Origin of the sequence: Klenkia brasiliensis (assembly GCF_900100695.1) — a bacterium.
In the GTDB taxonomy this organism is placed as follows: domain Bacteria; phylum Actinomycetota; class Actinomycetes; order Mycobacteriales; family Geodermatophilaceae; genus Klenkia; species Klenkia brasiliensis.
The window spans coordinates 546,759-564,883 of record NZ_FNCF01000001.1 but is presented as its reverse complement, the minus strand read 5'-3'; the positions used below and the strand labels follow the sequence as shown (position 1 = coordinate 564,883).

General features: G+C 75.8%; 18 protein-coding genes, 2 tRNA genes and 1 other RNA gene. 13 read left to right on the top strand and 8 right to left on the bottom strand.

Annotated elements, in window-relative coordinates; genetic code table 11:
• Positions 1–71: 71 nt before the first annotated feature.
• A complete protein-coding gene (locus tag BLT39_RS02870) occupies positions 72–980 on the bottom strand; it encodes a prephenate dehydrogenase/arogenate dehydrogenase family protein (protein ID WP_242658109.1) in 909 nt (302 codons plus the stop codon).
• Positions 977–1,549 (bottom strand): hotdog fold thioesterase, encoded by a 573-nt coding sequence (locus BLT39_RS02865; RefSeq protein ID WP_091059343.1) that lies wholly within the window; start codon positions 1,547–1,549, stop codon positions 977–979. Before BLT39_RS02865 ends, BLT39_RS02870 begins: the two co-directional genes overlap by 4 nt.
• A gap of 10 nt (positions 1,550–1,559) precedes the next feature.
• On the opposite strand from BLT39_RS02865, the gene BLT39_RS02860 reads away from it, so the two are divergent.
• From BLT39_RS02860 to BLT39_RS02840, 5 genes are all read left to right on the top strand, one after another.
• The gene (locus tag BLT39_RS02860; RefSeq protein WP_091058255.1) at positions 1,560–2,222 is read left to right on the top strand and encodes an O-methyltransferase; all 663 of its coding nucleotides are present in this window, start codon (positions 1,560–1,562) and stop codon (positions 2,220–2,222) included.
• Positions 2,222–2,683, top strand: a complete 462-nt coding sequence (locus BLT39_RS02855; RefSeq protein WP_091058251.1) for a tRNA adenosine deaminase-associated protein — start codon at positions 2,222–2,224, stop codon at positions 2,681–2,683. Before BLT39_RS02860 ends, BLT39_RS02855 begins: the two co-directional genes overlap by 1 nt.
• Positions 2,680–3,315 carry an HAD-IA family hydrolase gene (locus BLT39_RS02850; RefSeq protein ID WP_207507534.1) on the top strand — a complete coding sequence of 212 codons (636 nt, stop codon included), beginning with the start codon at positions 2,680–2,682 and terminating at the stop codon, positions 3,313–3,315. Before BLT39_RS02855 ends, BLT39_RS02850 begins: the two co-directional genes overlap by 4 nt.
• The gene (gene tadA / locus BLT39_RS02845) at positions 3,312–3,788 is read left to right on the top strand and encodes a tRNA adenosine(34) deaminase TadA (RefSeq protein ID WP_242658108.1); all 477 of its coding nucleotides are present in this window, start codon (positions 3,312–3,314) and stop codon (positions 3,786–3,788) included. The genes BLT39_RS02850 and tadA overlap by 4 nt, the downstream gene beginning before the upstream one ends.
• 10 nt (positions 3,789–3,798) lie before the next feature.
• A tRNA-Ser gene (locus BLT39_RS02840) sits at positions 3,799–3,888 on the top strand.
• A 48-nt stretch (positions 3,889–3,936) separates the two neighbouring features.
• Here BLT39_RS02840 and BLT39_RS02835 read toward each other — a convergent pair.
• On the bottom strand, positions 3,937–5,523 hold the full coding sequence (locus BLT39_RS02835) for a serine/threonine-protein kinase (RefSeq protein ID WP_091058248.1): 1,587 nt from the start codon (positions 5,521–5,523) through the stop codon (positions 3,937–3,939).
• Between the two features lie 51 nt (positions 5,524–5,574).
• A complete protein-coding gene (locus BLT39_RS02830; protein WP_091058245.1) occupies positions 5,575–5,919 on the bottom strand; it encodes a hypothetical protein in 345 nt (114 codons plus the stop codon).
• A 104-nt stretch (positions 5,920–6,023) separates the two neighbouring features.
• Between BLT39_RS02830 and BLT39_RS02825 the strand changes: the two genes are divergently transcribed.
• A tRNA-Ser gene (locus BLT39_RS02825) sits at positions 6,024–6,108 on the top strand.
• A 49-nt stretch (positions 6,109–6,157) separates the two neighbouring features.
• Positions 6,158–6,253: signal recognition particle sRNA small type (gene ffs / locus BLT39_RS02820), an RNA gene on the top strand.
• A 15-nt stretch (positions 6,254–6,268) separates the two neighbouring features.
• Here ffs and BLT39_RS02815 read toward each other — a convergent pair.
• Positions 6,269–7,789, bottom strand: coding sequence for a carboxylesterase/lipase family protein (locus BLT39_RS02815; protein WP_091058242.1), 1,521 nt, complete (start codon positions 7,787–7,789; stop codon positions 6,269–6,271).
• 152 nt (positions 7,790–7,941) lie between these two features.
• Here BLT39_RS02815 and BLT39_RS02810 point away from each other — a divergent pair, with 152 nt between their 5' ends.
• Both BLT39_RS02810 and BLT39_RS02805 read left to right on the top strand, forming a co-directional pair.
• On the top strand, positions 7,942–8,610 hold the full coding sequence (locus BLT39_RS02810; RefSeq protein WP_091058239.1) for a YceI family protein: 669 nt from the start codon (positions 7,942–7,944) through the stop codon (positions 8,608–8,610).
• Positions 8,611–8,694: 84 nt separating this feature from the next.
• Positions 8,695–11,253, top strand: coding sequence for a DNA polymerase III subunit gamma and tau (locus BLT39_RS02805; protein WP_091058236.1), 2,559 nt, complete (start codon positions 8,695–8,697; stop codon positions 11,251–11,253).
• A 16-nt stretch (positions 11,254–11,269) separates the two neighbouring features.
• Here BLT39_RS02805 and BLT39_RS02800 read toward each other — a convergent pair whose 3' ends face one another.
• Positions 11,270–12,754, bottom strand: coding sequence for an MFS transporter (locus BLT39_RS02800; RefSeq protein WP_091058233.1), 1,485 nt, complete (start codon positions 12,752–12,754; stop codon positions 11,270–11,272).
• A 96-nt stretch (positions 12,755–12,850) separates the two neighbouring features.
• Here BLT39_RS02800 and BLT39_RS02795 point away from each other — a divergent pair, with 96 nt between their 5' ends.
• Positions 12,851–13,516, top strand: coding sequence for a TetR/AcrR family transcriptional regulator (locus BLT39_RS02795; protein ID WP_091058229.1), 666 nt, complete (start codon positions 12,851–12,853; stop codon positions 13,514–13,516).
• A 4-nt stretch (positions 13,517–13,520) separates the two neighbouring features.
• Here the strand turns inward: BLT39_RS02795 and BLT39_RS02790 are convergent, their stop codons facing one another.
• Positions 13,521–14,366 (bottom strand): N-acetylmuramoyl-L-alanine amidase, encoded by an 846-nt coding sequence (locus BLT39_RS02790; protein WP_207507532.1) that lies wholly within the window; start codon positions 14,364–14,366, stop codon positions 13,521–13,523.
• Between the two features lie 50 nt (positions 14,367–14,416).
• Here BLT39_RS02790 and BLT39_RS02785 point away from each other — a divergent pair, with 50 nt between their 5' ends.
• Positions 14,417–14,749 (top strand): YbaB/EbfC family nucleoid-associated protein, encoded by a 333-nt coding sequence (locus BLT39_RS02785; RefSeq protein ID WP_091058225.1) that lies wholly within the window; start codon positions 14,417–14,419, stop codon positions 14,747–14,749.
• Positions 14,749–15,342 carry a recombination mediator RecR gene (gene recR / locus BLT39_RS02780; RefSeq protein ID WP_091058223.1) on the top strand — a complete coding sequence of 198 codons (594 nt, stop codon included), beginning with the start codon at positions 14,749–14,751 and terminating at the stop codon, positions 15,340–15,342. Before BLT39_RS02785 ends, recR begins: the two co-directional genes overlap by 1 nt.
• Position 15,343: 1 nt before the next feature.
• Here recR and BLT39_RS02775 read toward each other — a convergent pair whose 3' ends face one another.
• Positions 15,344–16,270 (bottom strand): aldo/keto reductase, encoded by a 927-nt coding sequence (locus BLT39_RS02775; RefSeq protein WP_091058219.1) that lies wholly within the window; start codon positions 16,268–16,270, stop codon positions 15,344–15,346.
• Between the two features lie 185 nt (positions 16,271–16,455).
• Between BLT39_RS02775 and BLT39_RS02770 the strand changes: the two genes are divergently transcribed.
• Positions 16,456–18,090 carry an ABC transporter substrate-binding protein gene (locus BLT39_RS02770; RefSeq protein ID WP_091058215.1) on the top strand — a complete coding sequence of 545 codons (1,635 nt, stop codon included), beginning with the start codon at positions 16,456–16,458 and terminating at the stop codon, positions 18,088–18,090.
• Positions 18,091–18,125: the final 35 nt, after the last annotated feature.

Below are 18,125 nucleotides of genomic sequence, written 5' to 3'. Positions count from 1 at the left end.
ATCTGACGCCTGCGGCCCGGAATCGGCCCGTTCCGGGCCCCCGCCGTCACCCGACGGCCCCCGGGCGGGCGTCAGGCGGGGAGCCAGCCCTCCACGAAGGCGGCCAGCCGGCGCTCCACGGCGCCGCCGGCGCGGCCCAGGGCCAGCAGCGCGGCGCGGTCCAGCGGCACGCGCACGGTGCGGCGGTCCTGCGGGCGGGTGACCACGGCGTGCCCGGCGGCGACCAGCTCGGGCCAGGGCCGCTCCAGCTGGGCCCGCACCCGGCCCAGCGCGGCGGCGGTCGGACCGGCGTTGCCCTCGACCATCGCGGTGACGAACGCCGGGTCGCTGCCCACCACCCGGGTGCCGCTGCCGAAGCTGCCGGCGGCCAGCGCGAGCGCCAGCGGCCCGGCGTCGGCGGCCGCGGCGGCCAGTGCGGCGGCGAGCAGGTGCGGCGCGTGGCTGATCGCGGCGACCGCGGCGTCGTGCTCGGCGGCGGTCACCGGCACCGCGGAGGCGCCCGCGGCCAGCGCCACCTCTGCCACCCGCAGCCAGCGCGGCAGCTCGGTGCCCGGCTCCAGGCACACCGCCCACCGGGCCCCGCGGAACAGCTCGGGGTCGGTCGCGGCGTGCCCGCTGCGCTCGGTGCCGCACATCGGGTGCCCGCCCACGTAGCGGCCGCCGAAGCGCTCGCCCAGCGCGGCCAGCACCGGCACCTTGACCGACCCGAGGTCGGTGACGGTCGCGGCGGGGTCGACGTCCAGCTCGTCCAGCGCGGTGGCCAGCGCCGGGATGGGGGTGGCCAGCACGACCACCCCGGCCAGCTCGCGGGCGATCCGCACCCCGCGCGCCGCGGCGGCGTCCCGGGCGGCGGGGTCGGTGTCCCAGCCGGTGACCGTGCGCCCGGCGGCGACCAGCGCGGCGGCCAGCGACCCGCCCAGCTGGCCCAGCCCGACCACCGCGACCGGCGGTGCCTCCATGGTGGGGACCGGCAGCGTCACCGCAGCTCGTCCGGCGGGGGGAGCTCGCCCGAGGGGTTGGTGCCCTCGCCCGGGGTGGGCAGCGGCTGCGCCACCTGCGACAGCTGCATCGTCGGCGGCACCGGCGGTGGGGCGGTCATCGCCACCACCTCCTCCTCGCCGGGGAGCTCCCACGGCGTGCCCAGCCGGAACACCCGGGCCAGCGCGGTGGCCACCAGGCGGTGGTCCGACGCGCGGGCCTCGATCCGGTAGACCGCCGTCCGGGCGCTGCGGTGCACCTCGGTGCCCTCGGCGACCAGCACGTCCCCGGGCCGGCCGGGGGAGAGGAACTCGGTGTGCACGTCCTGGGCGACCGCGAGCGTGCCGTGGCTGTTGCTCACCGCCGCGTGCACCACGTCCAGCAGCGCCATCGTCGCCCCGCCGTGCGCGGTGCCCGCGGCGTTCAGGTGCGCCGGGCCCACCGTCATCGACGCGCGGGCGTAGCCGGGGGAGACCTGCTCCAGCACGATGCCCAGCTGCGCGGCCAGCGGGTCCGCGGCGAGCGCGGCGAACAGCTCCGGGGAGATGTCGGGCTCGGGCACGTCGGCCATGATCGCACCCATGACGCCGCAGTCGTTCCTCCTGAGCGCCCAGCTGGCGGACTACGTCCGCGGCTGCGCCGACCCGCCGGACGACGTCGTCACCGACCTGGTGGCCGAGACCGCGGGGATGACCGCCGCCGGCGACGGCCGCCCGACCTACCAGGTCGCACCCGAGCAGGCGGCGTTCCTGACCCTGCTGGCCCGCGTCGCCGGCGCCCGGTGGGCGGTCGAGGTCGGCACGTTCACCGGGCTGTCCGCGCTGGCCATCGCCCGGGGTCTGCCCGAGGACGGCGGCCTGCTGTGCCTGGACCGGGACGCGCACTGGACGGACGTCGCCCGCCGGTACTGGGCCCGCGCCGGGGTGGCCGACCGCATCGAGCTGCGGCTGGGCGAGGCCGCCGACCTGGTCGCCGCGCTGCCGCTGCGGCCCACCTTCGACCTGGCCTTCGTCGACGCGGACAAGACCGGGTACGCCGGCTACGTCGACGCCCTGCACCCCCGCATGCACCCCGGCGGCCTGCTGGTGCTGGACAACACGCTGCGTGCCGGCCGGGTGCTCGACCCCGCCGACGCCGACGACCGGGCCATCGCCGCGCTCAACGCCGCGCTGGCCACCGACCCCCGCTTCGACACCGTGCTGCTGCCGGTCGCCGACGGGCTGACCCTGCTGCGGGTGCGCTGATGCTGACCTCCTTCGCCGTCCACGTCGCCCGGTCGGGCACCGGCTGGGCGGCGCGGCTGCTGGCCGACGACGCGGCCTCCGAGCTGCCGGCGCTGGAGGCCGCGCTCACCGGGGAGTGGCCCGGGCCGTTCGTGTTCGTCGTGGACAGCCGGCTCTACTTCGTCGCGCTGACCACCGGACCCGGGGGCATGGTGCGGGCGATGATCAGCGACGGCGCGCTGCCGGAGTTCCTGCTCGCCGCCGAGGTGATGGAGCGCTACGGGATCGAGGGCGTGCAGGTCGACGCGGACGACGAGTCCGAGCACCCGGCCGGGGACCTGGACCTGTTCGCCGACGCCGGGCTGCCCCGGGCCGACCTGGAGCAGATCCTGCTCGCCGACCTGTGGGCCGACGAGATGGTCGCCGAGATCGCCGGCCGGCTGGGCTTCGCCGACGAGCTGGCCGCGGCGGTCGCCCCGTGACCGCGGTGGTGTTCGACCTCGGCGGCGTGCTGACCACCAGCCCGCTGGCCGCGTTCCGGGCCTACGAGCGGTCGGCCGGGCTGCCCGAGGGCCTGGTCGCGCGGCTCAACACCACGAACCCGCACGAGAACGCCTGGGCCCGGTTCGAGCGCAGCGAGCTCGACCGCGACGGGTTCGTCGAGGTGTTCGAGGCCGAGGCCCGCGCCGCTGGCCACGAGGTCGACGCGACGCAGGTGCTCGACGCGCTGCGCGGCTCGGTGCGCCCGGCGATGGTGGCCGCGGTCCGGGCGCTGCGCGACGCCGGGGTGCCGCGGGCGCTGCTGAGCAACAACGCGGCACCGATGGACCCCACCACCGAGCACGGCGCGCTGATGGAGCTGTTCGACGTCGTGGTGGAGAGCTCGGTCGAGGGCATCCGCAAGCCCGAGCCGGCCATCTACCCGCTGACCCTGGAGCGGCTGTCCACCGCCGTCGGGCGTCGGGTCGCCGACGACGAGGTGGTCTACCTGGACGACCTCGGCCCGAACCTCAAGCCCGCCCGCGAGCTGGGCTGGCGCACGATCAAGGTGGTCGACCCGGCCGACGCGCTCGCCGAGCTGGCGCGCGCCACCGGGGTCGACCTGTCGACATGACGACCTCCCCGCACGACGACCTGGACGGGGCCATGGGGCGGGCCCTGGAGCTGGCCGCGGACGCCGCCGGCTGGGGTGACACGCCCATCGGCGCCGTCGTCCTCGGGCCGGACGGCGCCGTGCTGGCCGAGGCGGCCAACGAGCGCGAGAAGGACGGCGACCCGACCGCGCACGCCGAGGTGCTGGCGCTGCGCAGGGCCGCCCGGGTGCACGGCGACGGCTGGCGGCTGACCGGCTGCACGCTGGTGGTGACGCTGGAGCCCTGCACGATGTGCGCCGGGGCCGCGGTGCTGTCCCGGGTGGGCCGGGTGGTCTACGGCGCGGCCGACGCCAAGGCCGGCGCCGCCGGGTCGCTCTGGGACGTCGTCCGGGACCGGCGGCTCAACCACCGGCCGCAGGTGGTGGCCGGGATCCGCGAGGAGGAGTGCGCCACGCAGCTACGTGCCTTCTTCCGGGCCAGACGCGGCCTGTAGTCTGCTCGACGGTGGCGTGTCCGAGCGGCCGAAGGGTCCCGCCTCGAAAGCGGGTGAGGTGTAAAAGCCTCCGTGGGTTCAAATCCCACCGCCACCGCCAGTGCGACCGAGGGCGGTACCCGACCAGGGTGCCGCCCTCGCTGCGTCCTCAGACCGCGACGTCGCGGTCCATGAGCAACCGGCCGTCCGGGCCCTGGACCAGCGTGAACTGGTGCTGCTCGACCTGCTCGGTGCCGTCGCGGTCCACGAAGGTCACCTGCGCCGACGCCGTCAGCGACCCCTCCTGCGCGGTCACCGCGCCCAGCCGGACCGCGGAGAACCCGTTCCAGAACGAGATGTAGCCCCCGCGGCTGATCACGCCCTGCAGGGTCGGGCCGGTGAGCTGCCAGGCGCTCTGCGGGTCCTGCGGCAGCAGGGCGTAGTAGCCGGTCACCGCCTGCTCGACGTCGGCGGCGGTGAGGGCGTCGGCCCCGGTGGTGGGGGAGGCCTCGGTGGTGGTCTGCGCCGTGGTGGTCTCCTCCGTCGTCGTCCCCGCCGTCGTGGTCGGGGCCTCGGCCGACGGGGGCGGGGCAGCGGCCTGGGTCGAGGTGGCCGCGGTGGAGGTGGGCGCGGCAGCGCTGCTGTCGGAGTCCTCGCGCAGGTTCAGCCACAGGGCACCCGCGGCCAGCGCGGCGATGACGACGCCGCCGACCGCGCCGGCCGGCAGCCAGGACCTCCTCGCGGCGGCGCGCGGGGTCACGACCGTGCGGTGGGGCGGTGGGGCCTGCTGCTGGGCCTGCTGCGGGGCCTGCTGCGCGGGCAGCTCGACGCGGGTGGGGTCGACCGGTGGGGGCGGCACCACCCGCAGCGGCGTGCGGGCGGTCAGCACCGCGGTGACGTCGCCGTCGTCCCCGGCGGCGACCCGGGCCAGGGAGTCGCGGACCTCGGTCATGCTCGGGCGCCCGGCGGGGTCGGTGGTGAGCATCCGTTCGAGCACCGGCGTCAGCGCACCCGAGCGCACCGGGCGGTCGGGCTGGGTGCCGGCCACCCGGTAGAGCAGCTCCAGGGAGTTGCCGCTGCTGCCGAAGGGCGGCTGGCCCTCCAGCGCGGTGAACAGGGTGGCGCCGAGGGACCAGACGTCACCGGCCGGGCCGGCGGTCTCGCCGCGGGCGACCTCGGGGGACAGGAACGCCGGGGTGCCGGTGACCATGCCGGTCTGGGTCAGCTTGACGTCGCCCTGCGCGTGCGAGATGCCGAAGTCGGTGATCTTGACCAGGCCCTCGAGCTTCTCGCCCCGGCCGACCAGCACGTTGCCCGGCTTCACGTCGCGGTGCACGATCCCGGCCGCGTGCACCGCGACCAGGGCGTCGGCCAGCTGCGCGCCGATCTGGGCGACCTGCAGCACGGGCAGCACGCCGTCGTCGGAGAGCACCGCGGCCAGGCTGCGGGAGGGCAGGTGCTCCATGACCAGCCAGGGCACCCCGGCGTCCTCGGCGACGTCGTAGACGGCGATGGCGTGCGGGTGGCTAATCCGGGCGGCGATGCGGCCCTCGCGCATCATCCGCTCGCGCTGCTCGCGGGCGGACTCGTCGGTGATCCCCACCGGGAGCACCAGCTGCTTGACCGCGACGCGGCGGCCCAGCCGCTCGTCGGTGCCCACCCACACCGCGCCCATCCCGCCGCCGCCGATGCGCTCGGCGAGCAGGTAGCGGCCGGCGACCCGGTAACCGGGACCGACCTGGCCAGGGGGCGTCATCTCCTCGACGCTACCGGCGTCGGTGCAGGTCGGCCCGTTGTGCGCGACCGTTCACCGGCCCGGTGACCCGAAGCGGCGGTCGTACTCGGCCTGCGCGCCGGCCGGCAGGGCGTCGTGCAGCTCGCCCAGCTCGGTCACGCTGCCCGGGGGCAGGTCGTCGAACAGCTGCGCCCAGGTCGGCGGCTCGTCGTAGCTGCGGGTGAGCAGCAGCTCCCAGGCGCGTGACTGGCGGTCGCGCTGGGCCCGCTCGGCCGCCGTCCGGGTGAAGAACAGGTCGCGGGCGGCGTCCTTCTCGGCCCGGGTGGCGTCCCCGGGCAGACCGGCGGGGTCGGTCGCGGTCAGCGCGGCCACGATGGCCTCGACCACCTCGGGGCGGATGCGGTCGGTCTCGGTCATCGCGGGCTCCCGGCGGCAGGGGACGTCAGGGGCCGATCGTGCCGTGCGCACGGGGTGGCGACCACACGGCTGCACCGGGCCCGGTAGTCTGACCCGCGCACGTTGGAGGATTCGCCTAGTGGCCTATGGCGCTCGCTTGGAAAGCGGGTTGGGTGCAAGCCCTCGGGAGTTCGAATCTCCCATCCTCCGCTCCACGTCCCCGGCTCCGTCGACCTGGGGGCGTCCTCTAGACTCCTCCGCAGACCCCTCGTGCGGCGTCACCCCGTGAACCTCCCCAGGGCCGGAAGGCAGCAAGGATAAGCGGGCTCTGGCGGGTGTGCGGGGGGTCCCTGCATGTCCGGGGCAGCCCTCAGCGGATCCCGTCCCACGCCGCCCGCTCGGCGCCGTCCGGGTCGTCGACCACGCTCACCCGCTCGGTCAGCACACCCGTCGTCCGGGTCGCGGAGGTGTAGGGCGCCCACCCCGGGTCGCCGGTGGTCACGAAGGCGACCCACGTGCCGTGGGCGGTCGCGACCACGTCGTCGGACGGCGACGCGCCGGCCAGCGGGTGGGCCGACGGCTGGTGCGCGGTGGCGAAGACGTACGGGATCTCCACCGCGTGCGCCGCGCCGAGCCCGCCGTTCTCGGCCGGGTGCGGGCAATCGAACCGGTAGGCCCAGGTGGTGCCCCCACCGGCCTCGCGTGCCTCGGCGTGCCGGATCGCCGGGACGGCGAAGAACCAGTCGGTGACGACGGCGGCCAGCACGTCGCCCGGCGAGGCACCCGGCCGGTTGCGCCGGTACAGGTCCAGGCCCTCCGCCTGCAGGCCGTAGGCGCCCGCACCCCCGACCAGGGTGGGCTCGTCGACCAGGTCGATGGCGCCGGGTGCGACCAGGAACAGCCGGGCCTCCTCGCGGTTGGACCCGACCAGCACCCGGACGCCGGCCGACGCGCCCGCGGCGAAGGCCTCCAGCGGGTGCCGGGGCAGCACCGTGCCGTCGACGACCGGGGCGAACGGCAGCAGGCTCAGCGCCAGCGAGCCCCACCTCGCCGGGTCGGGGGCGGTCTGCACCTCGACGACCAGGTCCGAGGCCGCCTCGACCAGCGTGCCCAGCGGGACCGCGGCGATCGCCTCGCGGGTGGGGGCGACGCCGAGCGCGTCGGCCAGGGTCGCCGCGACCTGTCGGCCGGTCTCCGGGGTGAGGGTGTGCGCGGCGGCGCCGGACTGCGTGATCGCCTGGGCGACCAGGCCCTCGGCGGAGGGCATGGCCAGCAGCGTGGTCACGCTCATCGCGCCCGCCGACTCGCCCGCGACGGTCACCCGGGCCGGGTCACCGCCGAACGCCGCGACGTTCTCCTGCACCCAGCGCAACGCGGCCACCTGGTCCTGCAGGCCGAGGTTCGCCCTCCCGGCACCGGCGTCGCCGTCGGTGAACAGGAAGCCCTCGGCGGCGAGCCGGTAGTTGATGGTCACGCAGACCACGCCGTCCCGGGCGAACGCGGTGCCGTCGTACTCCAGGACCGACCCGGAACCGTTCATGAACGACCCGCCGTGGACCCACACCAGCACGGGGAGCCGGCCGGTGCCCACCGCGTCGGTCGGCGTCCAGACGTTGAGGTTGAGGCACTCCTCGCCCGGGATGACCTGCTCGGGCAGCAACGGCTGGTACTGCGGCGGGTAGTCGCCCTTGGGTGCGGTGGGCCCGTAGGCGGAGGCGTCGCGGACGCCGCCCCACGGCTGGACCGGCGCCGGCGGTGCCATTCGGTGCTCGCCGAAGGGCGGGGCCGCGTACGGCACGCCGAGGAACCGGCTCACCCCGCCCTCGTCGACGCCGCGCACCGTGCCGCCGGTGACCTGGACCTCCACGGGGACCCCCTGCGCCGTCGTCATGGGTGCACTGTGATCGGCGCCACGAGCGGAGGTCAAGGGCGTGGCGGAGGCGGGGAACCGGCCCGCGCCGCCCGTCGTTCCGTGGGTGCACAGCTCGCTCACGGGTTCGGCTGGTTCACTGCATGAACCTTCAAGCAGAGGAGCTCATCCGCATGCCGAGTCGTCGTACGTGGGTCATCGCCGGGACCCTGGCCGGGGTCGTCGTGGTCGGCGCCGTCGCCGGGCCGCTGGTGTACGCCGCCCTCCAGGAGGACGCCGCACCGGCGCAGACCGTGCAGGTGCAGGAGTCCGACGCCCCGCTGTCCGAGGTCACCGACGGCACCTGGACCGTCGGTGCCGGGTCGTCGGCCGGCTACCGGGTCGACGAGGTGCTCAACGGTGCCGACGTCACCGTCGCCGGCACGACCGACCAGGTCAGCGGCTCGGTCGTCGTCTCGGGCGGGGACCTGCAGTCGGCCCAGGTCGACGTCGACATGGCCTCCGTGGCCACCGACAGCGACCGCCGCGACTCCTACTTCCGGGAGAACGTGGTCGACGTCGCGGACTTCCCGACCGCCACCTTCGCCGTGGACCAGGCCGTGGACCTCCCCGAGCTGACCGGGACGCCGGTGACGGTGCCGGTCGACGGGACGCTCACCGTGCGCGGGGTGACCCAGGACGTGACCGTCGACCTGTCGGTCGTGCGCACCGCTGACGGCGTGCAGGCGTCCGGCTCGATCCCCGTGGCCTTCGCCGACTACGACATCACCCCGCCCGACCTCGGCTTCGTGTCGGTCGAGGACAGCGGGTCGGTGGAGTTCTTCCTGTCGCTCGTGCAGTGACCGGGTGACCGCGCCCCGTCGGCACCCCGCCCGGTGCCGACGGGACGCACCGGGGATGTCGGTGCCGGCCAGTAGCCTCGGCCCGTGGCATTGGCGCTCTACCGCAAGTACCGCCCGGCGACCTTCGCCGAGGTGGTCGGGCAGGAGCACGTCACCGCGCCGCTGGTGAACGCGGTCGACGCCGGCCGGATCAACCACGCCTACCTGTTCAGCGGGCCGCGCGGCTGCGGCAAGACGTCCTCGGCGCGCATCCTGGCCCGGTCGCTGAACTGCGAGCAGGGCCCCACCTCGACCCCGTGCGGGGTCTGCACCTCCTGCGTGGCGCTCGCCCCCGACGGCCCGGGCTCGATCGACGTCATCGAGATCGACGCGGCCAGCCACGGCGGTGTGGACGACGCCCGCGACCTGCGCGAGCGGGCCTTCTTCGCCCCGGTGCACAGCCGGTTCAAGGTCTACATCGTCGACGAGGCGCACATGGTCACCACGCAGGGCTTCAACGCCCTGCTCAAGGTGGTCGAGGAGCCGCCGGAGTTCCTCGTCTTCGTCTTCGCCACCACCGAGCCGGAGAAGGTGCTGCCGACCATCCGGTCGCGCACCCACCACTACCCGTTCCGGCTGGTCCCGCCGACGACGCTGCGCCAGCTGCTGGAGGACACCTGCGAGCGCGAGGGCGTCGTCGTCGAGCAGACGGTCTTCCCGCTGGTGGTCCGGGCCGGCGGCGGCTCGGTGCGCGACTCGCTGTCGATCCTGGACCAGCTGCTGGCCGGCGCCGGGCCCGAGGGCGTCACCTACCGCACCGCGGTGGGGCTGCTCGGGGTCACCGACGACGCCCTGCTCGACGAGACCGTCGACGCGCTGGCCGTGCACGACGCGCCCGGGGTGTTCCAGGCCGTCGACCGGGTGGTCGAGGCCGGCCACGACCCGCGGCGGTTCGCCACCGACCTGCTCGACCGCCTCCGCGACCTCATCGTGCTCGACGCCGTGCCCGAGGCCGGCGGCAACGGCCTGCTCGACTGCCCGCCCGACCGGCTGGACCTGATGAGCCGGCAGGCCCAGGCGATGGGCGCGGCCACGCTGTCGCGGCTGGCCGACACCGTGCACGAGGGCCTCACCGAGATGCGCGGCACCACCGCGCCCCGGCTGCTGCTCGAGCTGGTCTGCGCCCGCATGCTGCTGCCCGGCGTCGACGGGTCGGCCGCGGCCACCCTGCAGCGCCTGGAGCGGCTGGAGCGCCGGCTGTCCATCGCCGGGGAGCACACGGGCGGTTCGGCCGATCCCGCCCCCGCGCCGGCGCCCGCCGCCACCCCGTCCCCGGCGGCCGCACCGGCCCCGGCCCCCCGGGACCAGGGGGCACGGCGGGAGTACGTGCGGCCCTCGCAGGCCCGCGCCGAGACGGCCCCGGCCCGCCCCGCGGCCGAGGCCGCCCCGCGCCCGGCGGCGGCCGAGTCCGCACCCCGCCCGGCGGCGGCCGCCGAGCCCGCTGCTGCCCCCGCCGCACCGGGCACGGCCGGCCGACCCGCGGCCGAGGACCGGCCGGCCGCGCCGTCCCCGGCTGCGGCGACCGCGTCCGCCCCGGCGCCCTCGACGCCGGCTCGGCCGGCCCCCGCCGCGTCCACCTCCGCTCCGGCCGCGTCCGCCCCGGCCACCTCGGCCCCGGCGGCCCCCGGCGGCGGGGCCGCGGCGGACGACGACTGGCCCGAGATCGCGGCGCCCGGCTCGGCCGCGTCGGTGCCCGCACCCGCGGCTCCCCCCGAGGTCGACGGCTGGCCGGAGATCGCGGCGCCCGGGTCCGCCCGGCCCGCGGCGCCGGCGGCCCCGCCGTCCGCGCCGGCCGAGGAGCGGCCCGCTCCCCGCACCCAGCGGGTGGCCACCGGTGAGCCGGACATCCCGCTGCCGCCCGAGCCGACCGACGACGAGGACTGGCCCGAGCCCGCGCGGCCCGCCGCGCGCTCGGCCCCGGCGCGCCCGGCCGAGCCGCCCCGTCGGGCCCCGCCGCCGCGCCCCGCCGAGCAGGCCCAGGACAGCCGGGCACCCCGCCCGGGTAGCTCGCAGCGCCCCGACGAGGAGCCCCGCGCGGCGGCCGAGCACGACCCCGCGCCCCGCGGCGGCGAGCCGATGCCGCTGGTGTCGGCGAACCCGCCCGACCAGCAGCCCGGCGACGGCGAGCTGACCACCACCGACGTCCGGCGGATCTGGCCGGAGCTGATGGGCGTGGTCAAGCGGCACAAGCGCACCACCGAGGCGCTGCTGAAGAACGCCCAGGTGCACGACCTCACCGGCGGCGTCCTGACCCTGTCCACCACCTCGCCCGCGCTGTCCCGGCGGCTCGGCGACGACCTGAACAAGGACGTCATCCGCGAGGCGCTCAACGAGCTGCTCGGCGTGCGGTGGCGGGTGGCCACCGTGGTCGACGGCGGGACGGCCCCGCCGTCGGGCCCGGCCGGTCGCAGCGGGCCGCCGCCGTCGGCGCAGGAGACCCAGCAGGCCCAGCACGCCGCGCAGAGCGCCGAGGCCGACGAGCTGATGGCCGAGCGGTCCGCCGACCCGGCCGACGGCCGCGACGCCCCGCCGCCGGTCGACCCGGAGCAGGCCGCGCTGCAGCTGCTGCGCACCCAGCTGGGGGCGCACCCGATCGACAGCTGACCGGGCGCGCCCGGCGTCAGTGCCCGACGACCGGGGCGGCGTCGGGGTCGGTGCGGACGGCGCCGTGCGGCAGCAGCAGCCCGCAGACGAGCGCACCCGCCGCGAAGATGCCGGCCGACCACGCGAACACCGTCGTGTAGCTGGTCACCGCGGCCTGCAGCGGCGCCGACGGGTCGGCGGCGAGCGCGTCGGAGGCGGCCGCGGCGGCCAGCGCCGACAGCACGGCGGTGGCGATCGACCCGCCGATCTGCTGGAAGGTGTTCACCGCCGCCGAGGCCACCCCCGCGTCGGAGGCCTGCACGCCCAGGGTGGCCGCGCTGAAGGCGGGCGCGATGACCAGCCCGATGCCCAGGCCGGTGACCACCAGCCCCGGGAAGACCTGCGTCCAGTAGCCGCTGTCGGTGCCGAGCGTGGTGAAGACCAGCAGCCCCAGCGCACCGACGGCGAAGCCCGCGGCGATGGGCACCTTGACCCCGATCCGGGTGACCAGCGCCGGGGAGGTCTGCGCCGACAGCGTGATCCCGGCGATCAGCGGCAGGAAGGCCACGCCGGTGGGCAGCGGCGCGTACCCCAGGACGGTGGACAGGTAGTAGGTGAGGAAGAGGAAGACGCCGAACATGCCGGCGCCGACGACCCCCACGGCCAGGAACGCACCGCCCCGGGCCCGGTCGGTGACCACCCGCATCGGCAGCAGCGGGTGGGCGACGCGGGTCTCCACCACCACGAAGACCGCCAGCAGGACCACGCCGGCCGCGATGAACCCCAGCGTCGACCCGGCCGACCAGCCGTCGGTCTCCGCGCTGGCCAGGCCGTAGACCAGGGCCACCAGGCCGGCCACGCTCAGCACCGCACCGGGGGCGTCGATCCCCGGCCCGCCCGCCCGCCCGCCCGAGCGGGGCAGGAACAGCAGCGCACCCACGACGGCGAGCACGGCGATCGGCACGTTGACGTACAGGCACCAGCGCCAGGACAGGTACTCGGTCAGCGCGCCGCCGAGGATGAGGCCGATCGCCCCGCCCGCCCCGGACAGCGCACCGAACACGGCGAAGGCCAGCCCGCGCTCCCGGCCATCGGTGAAGGTGACCGTCAGCAGGCTCAGCGCGGCCGGGGCGAGCAGCGCGCCGAACACGCCCTGCGCGCCGCGCGCGGCCACCAGCAGCCCGAACCCGTCGGCCGCGCCGCCCACCGCCGACGCCAGCGCGAACCCGACCAGCCCGACCAGGAAGACCGGCCGGCGGCCCACCAGGTCGGCCAGCCGCCCGCCCACCAGCAGCAGCGACCCGAACGCCAGCGCGTAGGCGGTGACCACCCACTGGCGGCTGTCGTCGCCGAACCCGAGGTCGGCCTGCGCGGTGGGCAGCGCGATGTTCACGATGGTGGCGTCCAGCACCACCATCAGCTGGGCCAGCGCGACGACCGCGAGCACGAGCCACCGCCGTCGTCCGCCGTCGGCTCCGGTGCCCGGGCGGGCCTCCCGGTCGGTGCGGGCCGTGCTGGTCATGCGTCCTCCGAGCGAAGTGGAACCGTCTTTCCGTTTTCTTCTGCACCCTACCGGTGGAACCGGAGAGCGGGTTCCGTTTCGGTTAACATCCGGTGCATGTCCTCCGTCACCCCCGACGACCCGGCGGCACCCCGGCCGCTGCGTCGGGACGCCGAGCGCAACCGGGCGCTGATCCTGGCCGCGGCCCGCGAGGTGTTCGCCGCGCAGGGCCTGGACGCCGGGTTCGACGAGGTCGCCCGGGTCGCCGGCGTCGGGGTGGGCACGGTCTACCGGCGCTTCCCCGAGCGGGGTGACCTGGTCGAGGCGCTGTTCCAGGAGGAGGTCGACGCCGTCGTCGCCCGGGCGCAGGAGGCCGCGGCCGACCCCGACCCGTGGCACGGGCTGGCCGGGTTCCTGCGCTGGGGCGCCGAGGCGCAGGCCGCCGACCGGGGGCTCGCCCAGGTGCTGGCCGCCGCCGGGCACGGCCACGAGCGCGTGGCCCAGGGCCGCGACCGGCTGGCGCCCGCGGTGGACGCGCTGGTCCGGCACGCGCAGGAGGCCGGCGTGCTGCGTCCGGACGTCGGCGGGCTGGACCTCGGGCTCGCGGTGGCGATGATCGGCCGGGTCGGCGGGCCCGAGCGGGCGGAGCTGCGGGAGCGGTTCACCGCGCTGGTGCTCGACGGGCTGTGCGTGCGCCGCGACGCCCCCACCCCGCTGCCGCCGGTGCTGCCGACCGAGGAGGACATGGCGCAGGTCTTCGAGCCGGTGCGCCGACCCCGCTGACCGGTCAGCGGCCGAGGAAGGCGAGCACCCCCGCGGCGAGCCGGTCGGCGAGCGCCTGGCGACCGGGGTCCGAGCTCATCAGCGCGGCGTCGGCGGCGTTGCGCATGTTCCCGCACTCCACGTAGACCGCCGGCACCGTGTTGAGGTTGAGCCCGGCCAGGTCGCCGCGGCTGTCCAGCCCGTCGGTGCCCAGGTAGTCGCTGACCGGCTCGACGGCGGTGAGCGCGTCCCGCAGGTCGGTGTCCAGCGTCGAGGTGGCCGCCGCGACCTGCGGCCCGCCGGGGTCGAGCGAGGACGTGATGACGTGGAACCCGCGCCCGCCGGCGGCCGCGCCGTCACCGTGGATGCCGACGAACGCCGCCGCCCCGACCTGCGCACCCAGCTGCCCGCGGACGTCGACGCACGGGCCGACGCCGGTGTCGTCCTGCCGGGTCAGCACGACCTGGACGCCGGCCGCGGTCAGCAGGTCGCGCACCCGCAGCGCGGTGTCCCAGGTGAAGGCGTGCTCGGGGTAGCCGGCGTCGGTCGCGGTGCCGGCCGTGCCGCACGGCTTGGTGCCGCCCGTGCCGTCGGGCACCGGGGCGTCGATCGTCCCCGGGGCCGCCGCGTTGCCGCCGTTGTGCCCGGGGTCCAGGACGACCACCGGGGCCGGCGTCGTGGGTGCCGTGGTGGTGGGTGCCGGGGTGGTGGTCGGGGGAGCGGTCGTGGTCGGCGGGGTGCTCGGCGGGCCCGTCGTCGGGTCGGCGGTCGTGGCCGAGCCGGTGGCCGGGGCCGCGGCCCGCGGGGCGGGGTCGGCGCCGCACCCGGCGAGCACCACCACCGCCGCCAGGAGGACCGCCGCTGCCCGCACGCCCCGCAGCGTGCCACGGGCTGTCGGACCCACGGCATACCCTCGACCGCATGCGACCCGGTGGACAGCCCGACATGGCCCAGCTGATGAAGCAGGCGCAGAAGATGCAGCAGCAGCTGGCCGCGGCCCAGGAGCAGCTGGCCGCCGCCGAGGTCACCGGCACCGCCGGCGGCGGCATGGTCACCGCCCGGATGACCGGCAGCGGTGAGCTCACCGCCGTCGAGATCTCGCCCCAGGCCGTCGACCCCGACGACGTGGAGACCCTGCAGGACCTCGTGGTCGCCGCCGTCCGCGACGCCAACCGTGCCGCCGGTGAGCTGACCCAGCAGACCATGGGCCCGCTGGCCGGTGCCGCGGGCGGGTTGGGCCTGCCCGGCTTCTGATGTACGAGGGTGCCGTCCAGGACCTGATCGACGAGCTCGGCCGGCTGCCCGGCGTCGGTCCCAAGAGCGCGCAGCGCATCGCCTTCCACCTGCTGGCCGCCGACGCCGCCGACGTCGGCCGGCTGGTGGCCTCGCTGCAGCGGGTGCAGGCCGAGGTCCGCTTCTGCAGCATCTGCTTCAACGTGGCCGAGGCCGAGCAGTGCCGCATCTGCCGCGATCCCCGGCGCTCCCTGGACACCATCTGCGTGGTCGAGGAGCCCAAGGACGTCGTGGCCATCGAGCGCACCCGGGAGTTCCGGGGGCGCTACCACGTGCTGGGCGGCGCGATCAGCCCGATCGAGGGCATCGGCCCCGACGACCTGAAGGTCAAGGAGCTGATGAGCCGGCTGATGGACGGCTCGGTCACCGAGCTGATCATCGCCACCGACCCCAACCTCGAGGGCGAGGCGACCGCGGCCTACCTGGCCCGGCTGGTCTCCCCGATGGGGCTGGCGGTGTCCCGGCTGGCCAGCGGCCTGCCGGTGGGTGGTGACCTCGAGTACGCCGACGAGGTCACCCTCGGCCGCGCCTTCGAGGGCCGCCGCCGGATCTGACTCAGGCCCAGGGCAGCCCGGAGCGGGTGGCCCAGTAGGTCTCGGGCTCCTCGGCCAGGTCCGGCAGGTCGGGCAGGTCCAGCCCGCGGGCGGCGGCGTTGGCGCGCAGCTGCGCCGGCGTCACCGCCCCCGACAGCACGACGCCGGCCCACGGCTGCGCCAGCGCGGCGGCCAGCGCGACGGCGTCCGGGCCCACCCCGGCGGCCTCGGCGGCGGCGCGCACGGGCGAGTCGGCGGGCAGGCCGCGGTCGGTCAGCCGCCCGTTGGCCACGCCCTCCTTGACCAGCACGAACGCCCCGGCCTCGGCGGCCTCGGCGAGCGCCGGTCCGACCGAGGGCTCGAGCAGGTTCCAGGTGCTCTGCACCGCGGTGAACAGCGGGCGGCCGTCGACGGTGAGCTCGAGGGCCCGGCGCACGGCCTCGGCCTGCCGCGGGCCGGAGGTGGAGAAGCCCAGGGACGTCGAACCATCGGCCCGGCGCTGGGACATGCGCCGCTGCAGTGCGGTGTCGGTGAACAGCGGGCTGTCCGGGGTGAGGGAGTGCACCTGGTAGAGCCGCAGGTGTTCCCCGAGCAGGGCCTGCGTCTCCGCCCACTGCCGCTCGAAGGTGGCCAGGTCGTGCGTCTTGACCTCGTCGGCGTCCACCGCCGGGTCCTCGGCGGTGTAGGTGTAGCCCCACTTGCTGGACACCGTGCCCGGCGCGTCCCGGCCGGCGGCCAGCCACGTCGACAGGAACTGCTCGGCCCGGCCGTAGGAGCGGGCGGTGTCGAACCAGCGGATGCCCAGCGCCACGGCGGTGTCCAGCAGCTCGTGCGCCCGGGCCTCCAGCGCGGCGGGGGAGCGGTCGCCGGGCAGGTCGGCGTCCCGGCCGAGGGTGATGTAGGCGGGGCGGCCGATCGCGGCCAGGCCGAGTCCCAGGTCAGCGCTCACGGGGACCCATCCTGCCCGGCGGACCCCGAGGTCTCGATCCGGTGACGATCACTGCCCCGCCGCACAGGTCCTGCTCGGGGACGACCTAGTGTTCGGCCAGCCGTCGCCGGGAGTTCCTCCCGCCACGGCCTGCCCAGCACACAGCTCGTCCGGCCCGAACCAGCCGAGGAAGCAGGTCCTCCAGCATGCAGCGCCGAACCACCCGGGTGCTCGCGGCCTCCGCCGCCACCCTGACCGCCCTGTCCGTGGCCGCCTGCGGCGGCGGTGACTCCGGCGGGGGCGGCAGCAGCTCCGGCGGCGACGGCGACTCGCTGCTCATCGGCACGAGCGACAAGATCACCACCATCGACCCGGCCGGCTCGTACGACAACGGCTCGTTCGCGGTGATGAACCAGGTCTACCCGTTCCTGATGAACACCCCGCTGGGCAGCCCCGACGTCGAGCCCGACATCGCCGAGTCCGCCGAGTTCACCTCGCCGACCGAGTACACCGTCACGCTCAAGCCCGGTCTGACGTTCGCCAACGGCAACGACCTGACCAGCTCCGACGTCGTCTTCACCTTCGAGCGCATGGTGGCCATCAACGACCCCAACGGGCCGGCCTCGCTGCTCTACAACCTGGACTCGGTCGAGGCCACCGACGACACCACCGTCGTGTTCACCCTCAAGACCGCCGACGACCAGATCTTCCCGCAGATCCTGTCGAGCCCGGCCGGCCCGATCGTCGACGAGGACGTGTTCTCCGCCGACTCGCTGACCTCCGACGACGACATCGTGTCCGGCAACGCCTTCGCCGGCCCGTACACGATCACCGACTACGAGATCAACAGCCTGGTCTCCTACCAGGCCAACCCGGACTACCAGGGCCTGCTCGGCGCGCCGAAGACCGAGAACGTCGACGTCACCTACTACGCCGACGCCTCCAACCTCAAGCTCGACATCGAGCAGGGCAACATCGACGTGGCCTTCCGCAGCCTGTCGGCCACCGACATCGACGACCTGCGCGGCAACGACGACGTCGAGGTCGTGGACGGCCCCGGCGGCGAGATCCGCTACATCGTCTTCAACTTCGACACCCAGCCCTTCGGCGCCACGACGTCCGAGGCCGACCCGGCCAAGGCCCTCGCCGTCCGGCAGGCCGTCGCGGACCTGATCGACCGCCAGGAGATCGCCGACCAGGTCTACCGCGGCACCTACACCCCGCTGTACTCCTACGTGCCCGACGGCCTGACCGGCGCGGCCACCCCGCTGGAGACCCTCTACGGCGACGGCCAGGGCGGCCCGGACGCCGACAAGGCGGCGCAGACCCTGCAGGCCGCCGGCGTGCAGACCCCGGTCCAGCTGTCCCTGCAGTACTCCAACGACCACTACGGGCCCAGCTCGGGTGACGAGTACGCGCTGATCAAGGACCAGCTGGAGGCCACCGGCCTGTTCCAGGTCGACCTGCAGACCACGGAGTGGACCCAGTACTCCGAGGACCGCACCGCCGACGTCTACCCGGCCTACCAGCTCGGCTGGTTCCCGGACTACTCCGACGCCGACAACTACCTGACGCCGTTCTTCCTCACCGAGAACTTCCTCGGCAACCACTACGAGAACCAGCAGGTCAACGACCTGATCCTGCAGCAGGCCAGCACCCCGGACGCCACCGAGCGGACGGCGCTGATCGAGCAGATCCAGCAGCTGGTCGCCCAGGACCTGTCCACGGTGCCCTACCTGCAGGGTGCCCAGGTCGCCGTCGTCCGGTCCGGTGTCACGGGTGCCTCGGACACCCTCGACGCCTCCTTCAAGTTCCGGTACGGCGCGCTGTCGGCCGGCTGATCCACCCAGCACACCCGGCCCCGGGTCGCCCCTCG

Coding starts and splice junctions, on each gene's coding strand:
- BLT39_RS02865 (WP_091059343.1), bottom strand. CDS start 1,549: ATGGCCGACGTGCCCGAGCCCGACATCTCCCCGGAGCTGTTCGCCGCG.
- BLT39_RS02860 (WP_091058255.1), top strand. CDS start 1,560: ATGACGCCGCAGTCGTTCCTCCTGAGCGCCCAGCTGGCGGACTACGTC.
- BLT39_RS02855 (WP_091058251.1), top strand. CDS start 2,222: ATGCTGACCTCCTTCGCCGTCCACGTCGCCCGGTCGGGCACCGGCTGG.
- tadA (WP_242658108.1), top strand. CDS start 3,312: ATGACGACCTCCCCGCACGACGACCTGGACGGGGCCATGGGGCGGGCC.
- BLT39_RS02835 (WP_091058248.1), bottom strand. CDS start 5,523: ATGACGCCCCCTGGCCAGGTCGGTCCCGGTTACCGGGTCGCCGGCCGC.
- BLT39_RS02830 (WP_091058245.1), bottom strand. CDS start 5,919: ATGACCGAGACCGACCGCATCCGCCCCGAGGTGGTCGAGGCCATCGTG.
- BLT39_RS02815 (WP_091058242.1), bottom strand. CDS start 7,789: ATGACGACGGCGCAGGGGGTCCCCGTGGAGGTCCAGGTCACCGGCGGC.
- BLT39_RS02810 (WP_091058239.1), top strand. CDS start 7,942: ATGCCGAGTCGTCGTACGTGGGTCATCGCCGGGACCCTGGCCGGGGTC.
- BLT39_RS02800 (WP_091058233.1), bottom strand. CDS start 12,754: ATGACCAGCACGGCCCGCACCGACCGGGAGGCCCGCCCGGGCACCGGA.
- BLT39_RS02795 (WP_091058229.1), top strand. CDS start 12,851: ATGTCCTCCGTCACCCCCGACGACCCGGCGGCACCCCGGCCGCTGCGT.
- BLT39_RS02785 (WP_091058225.1), top strand. CDS start 14,417: ATGCGACCCGGTGGACAGCCCGACATGGCCCAGCTGATGAAGCAGGCG.
- recR (WP_091058223.1), top strand. CDS start 14,749: ATGTACGAGGGTGCCGTCCAGGACCTGATCGACGAGCTCGGCCGGCTG.
- BLT39_RS02770 (WP_091058215.1), top strand. CDS start 16,456: ATGCAGCGCCGAACCACCCGGGTGCTCGCGGCCTCCGCCGCCACCCTG.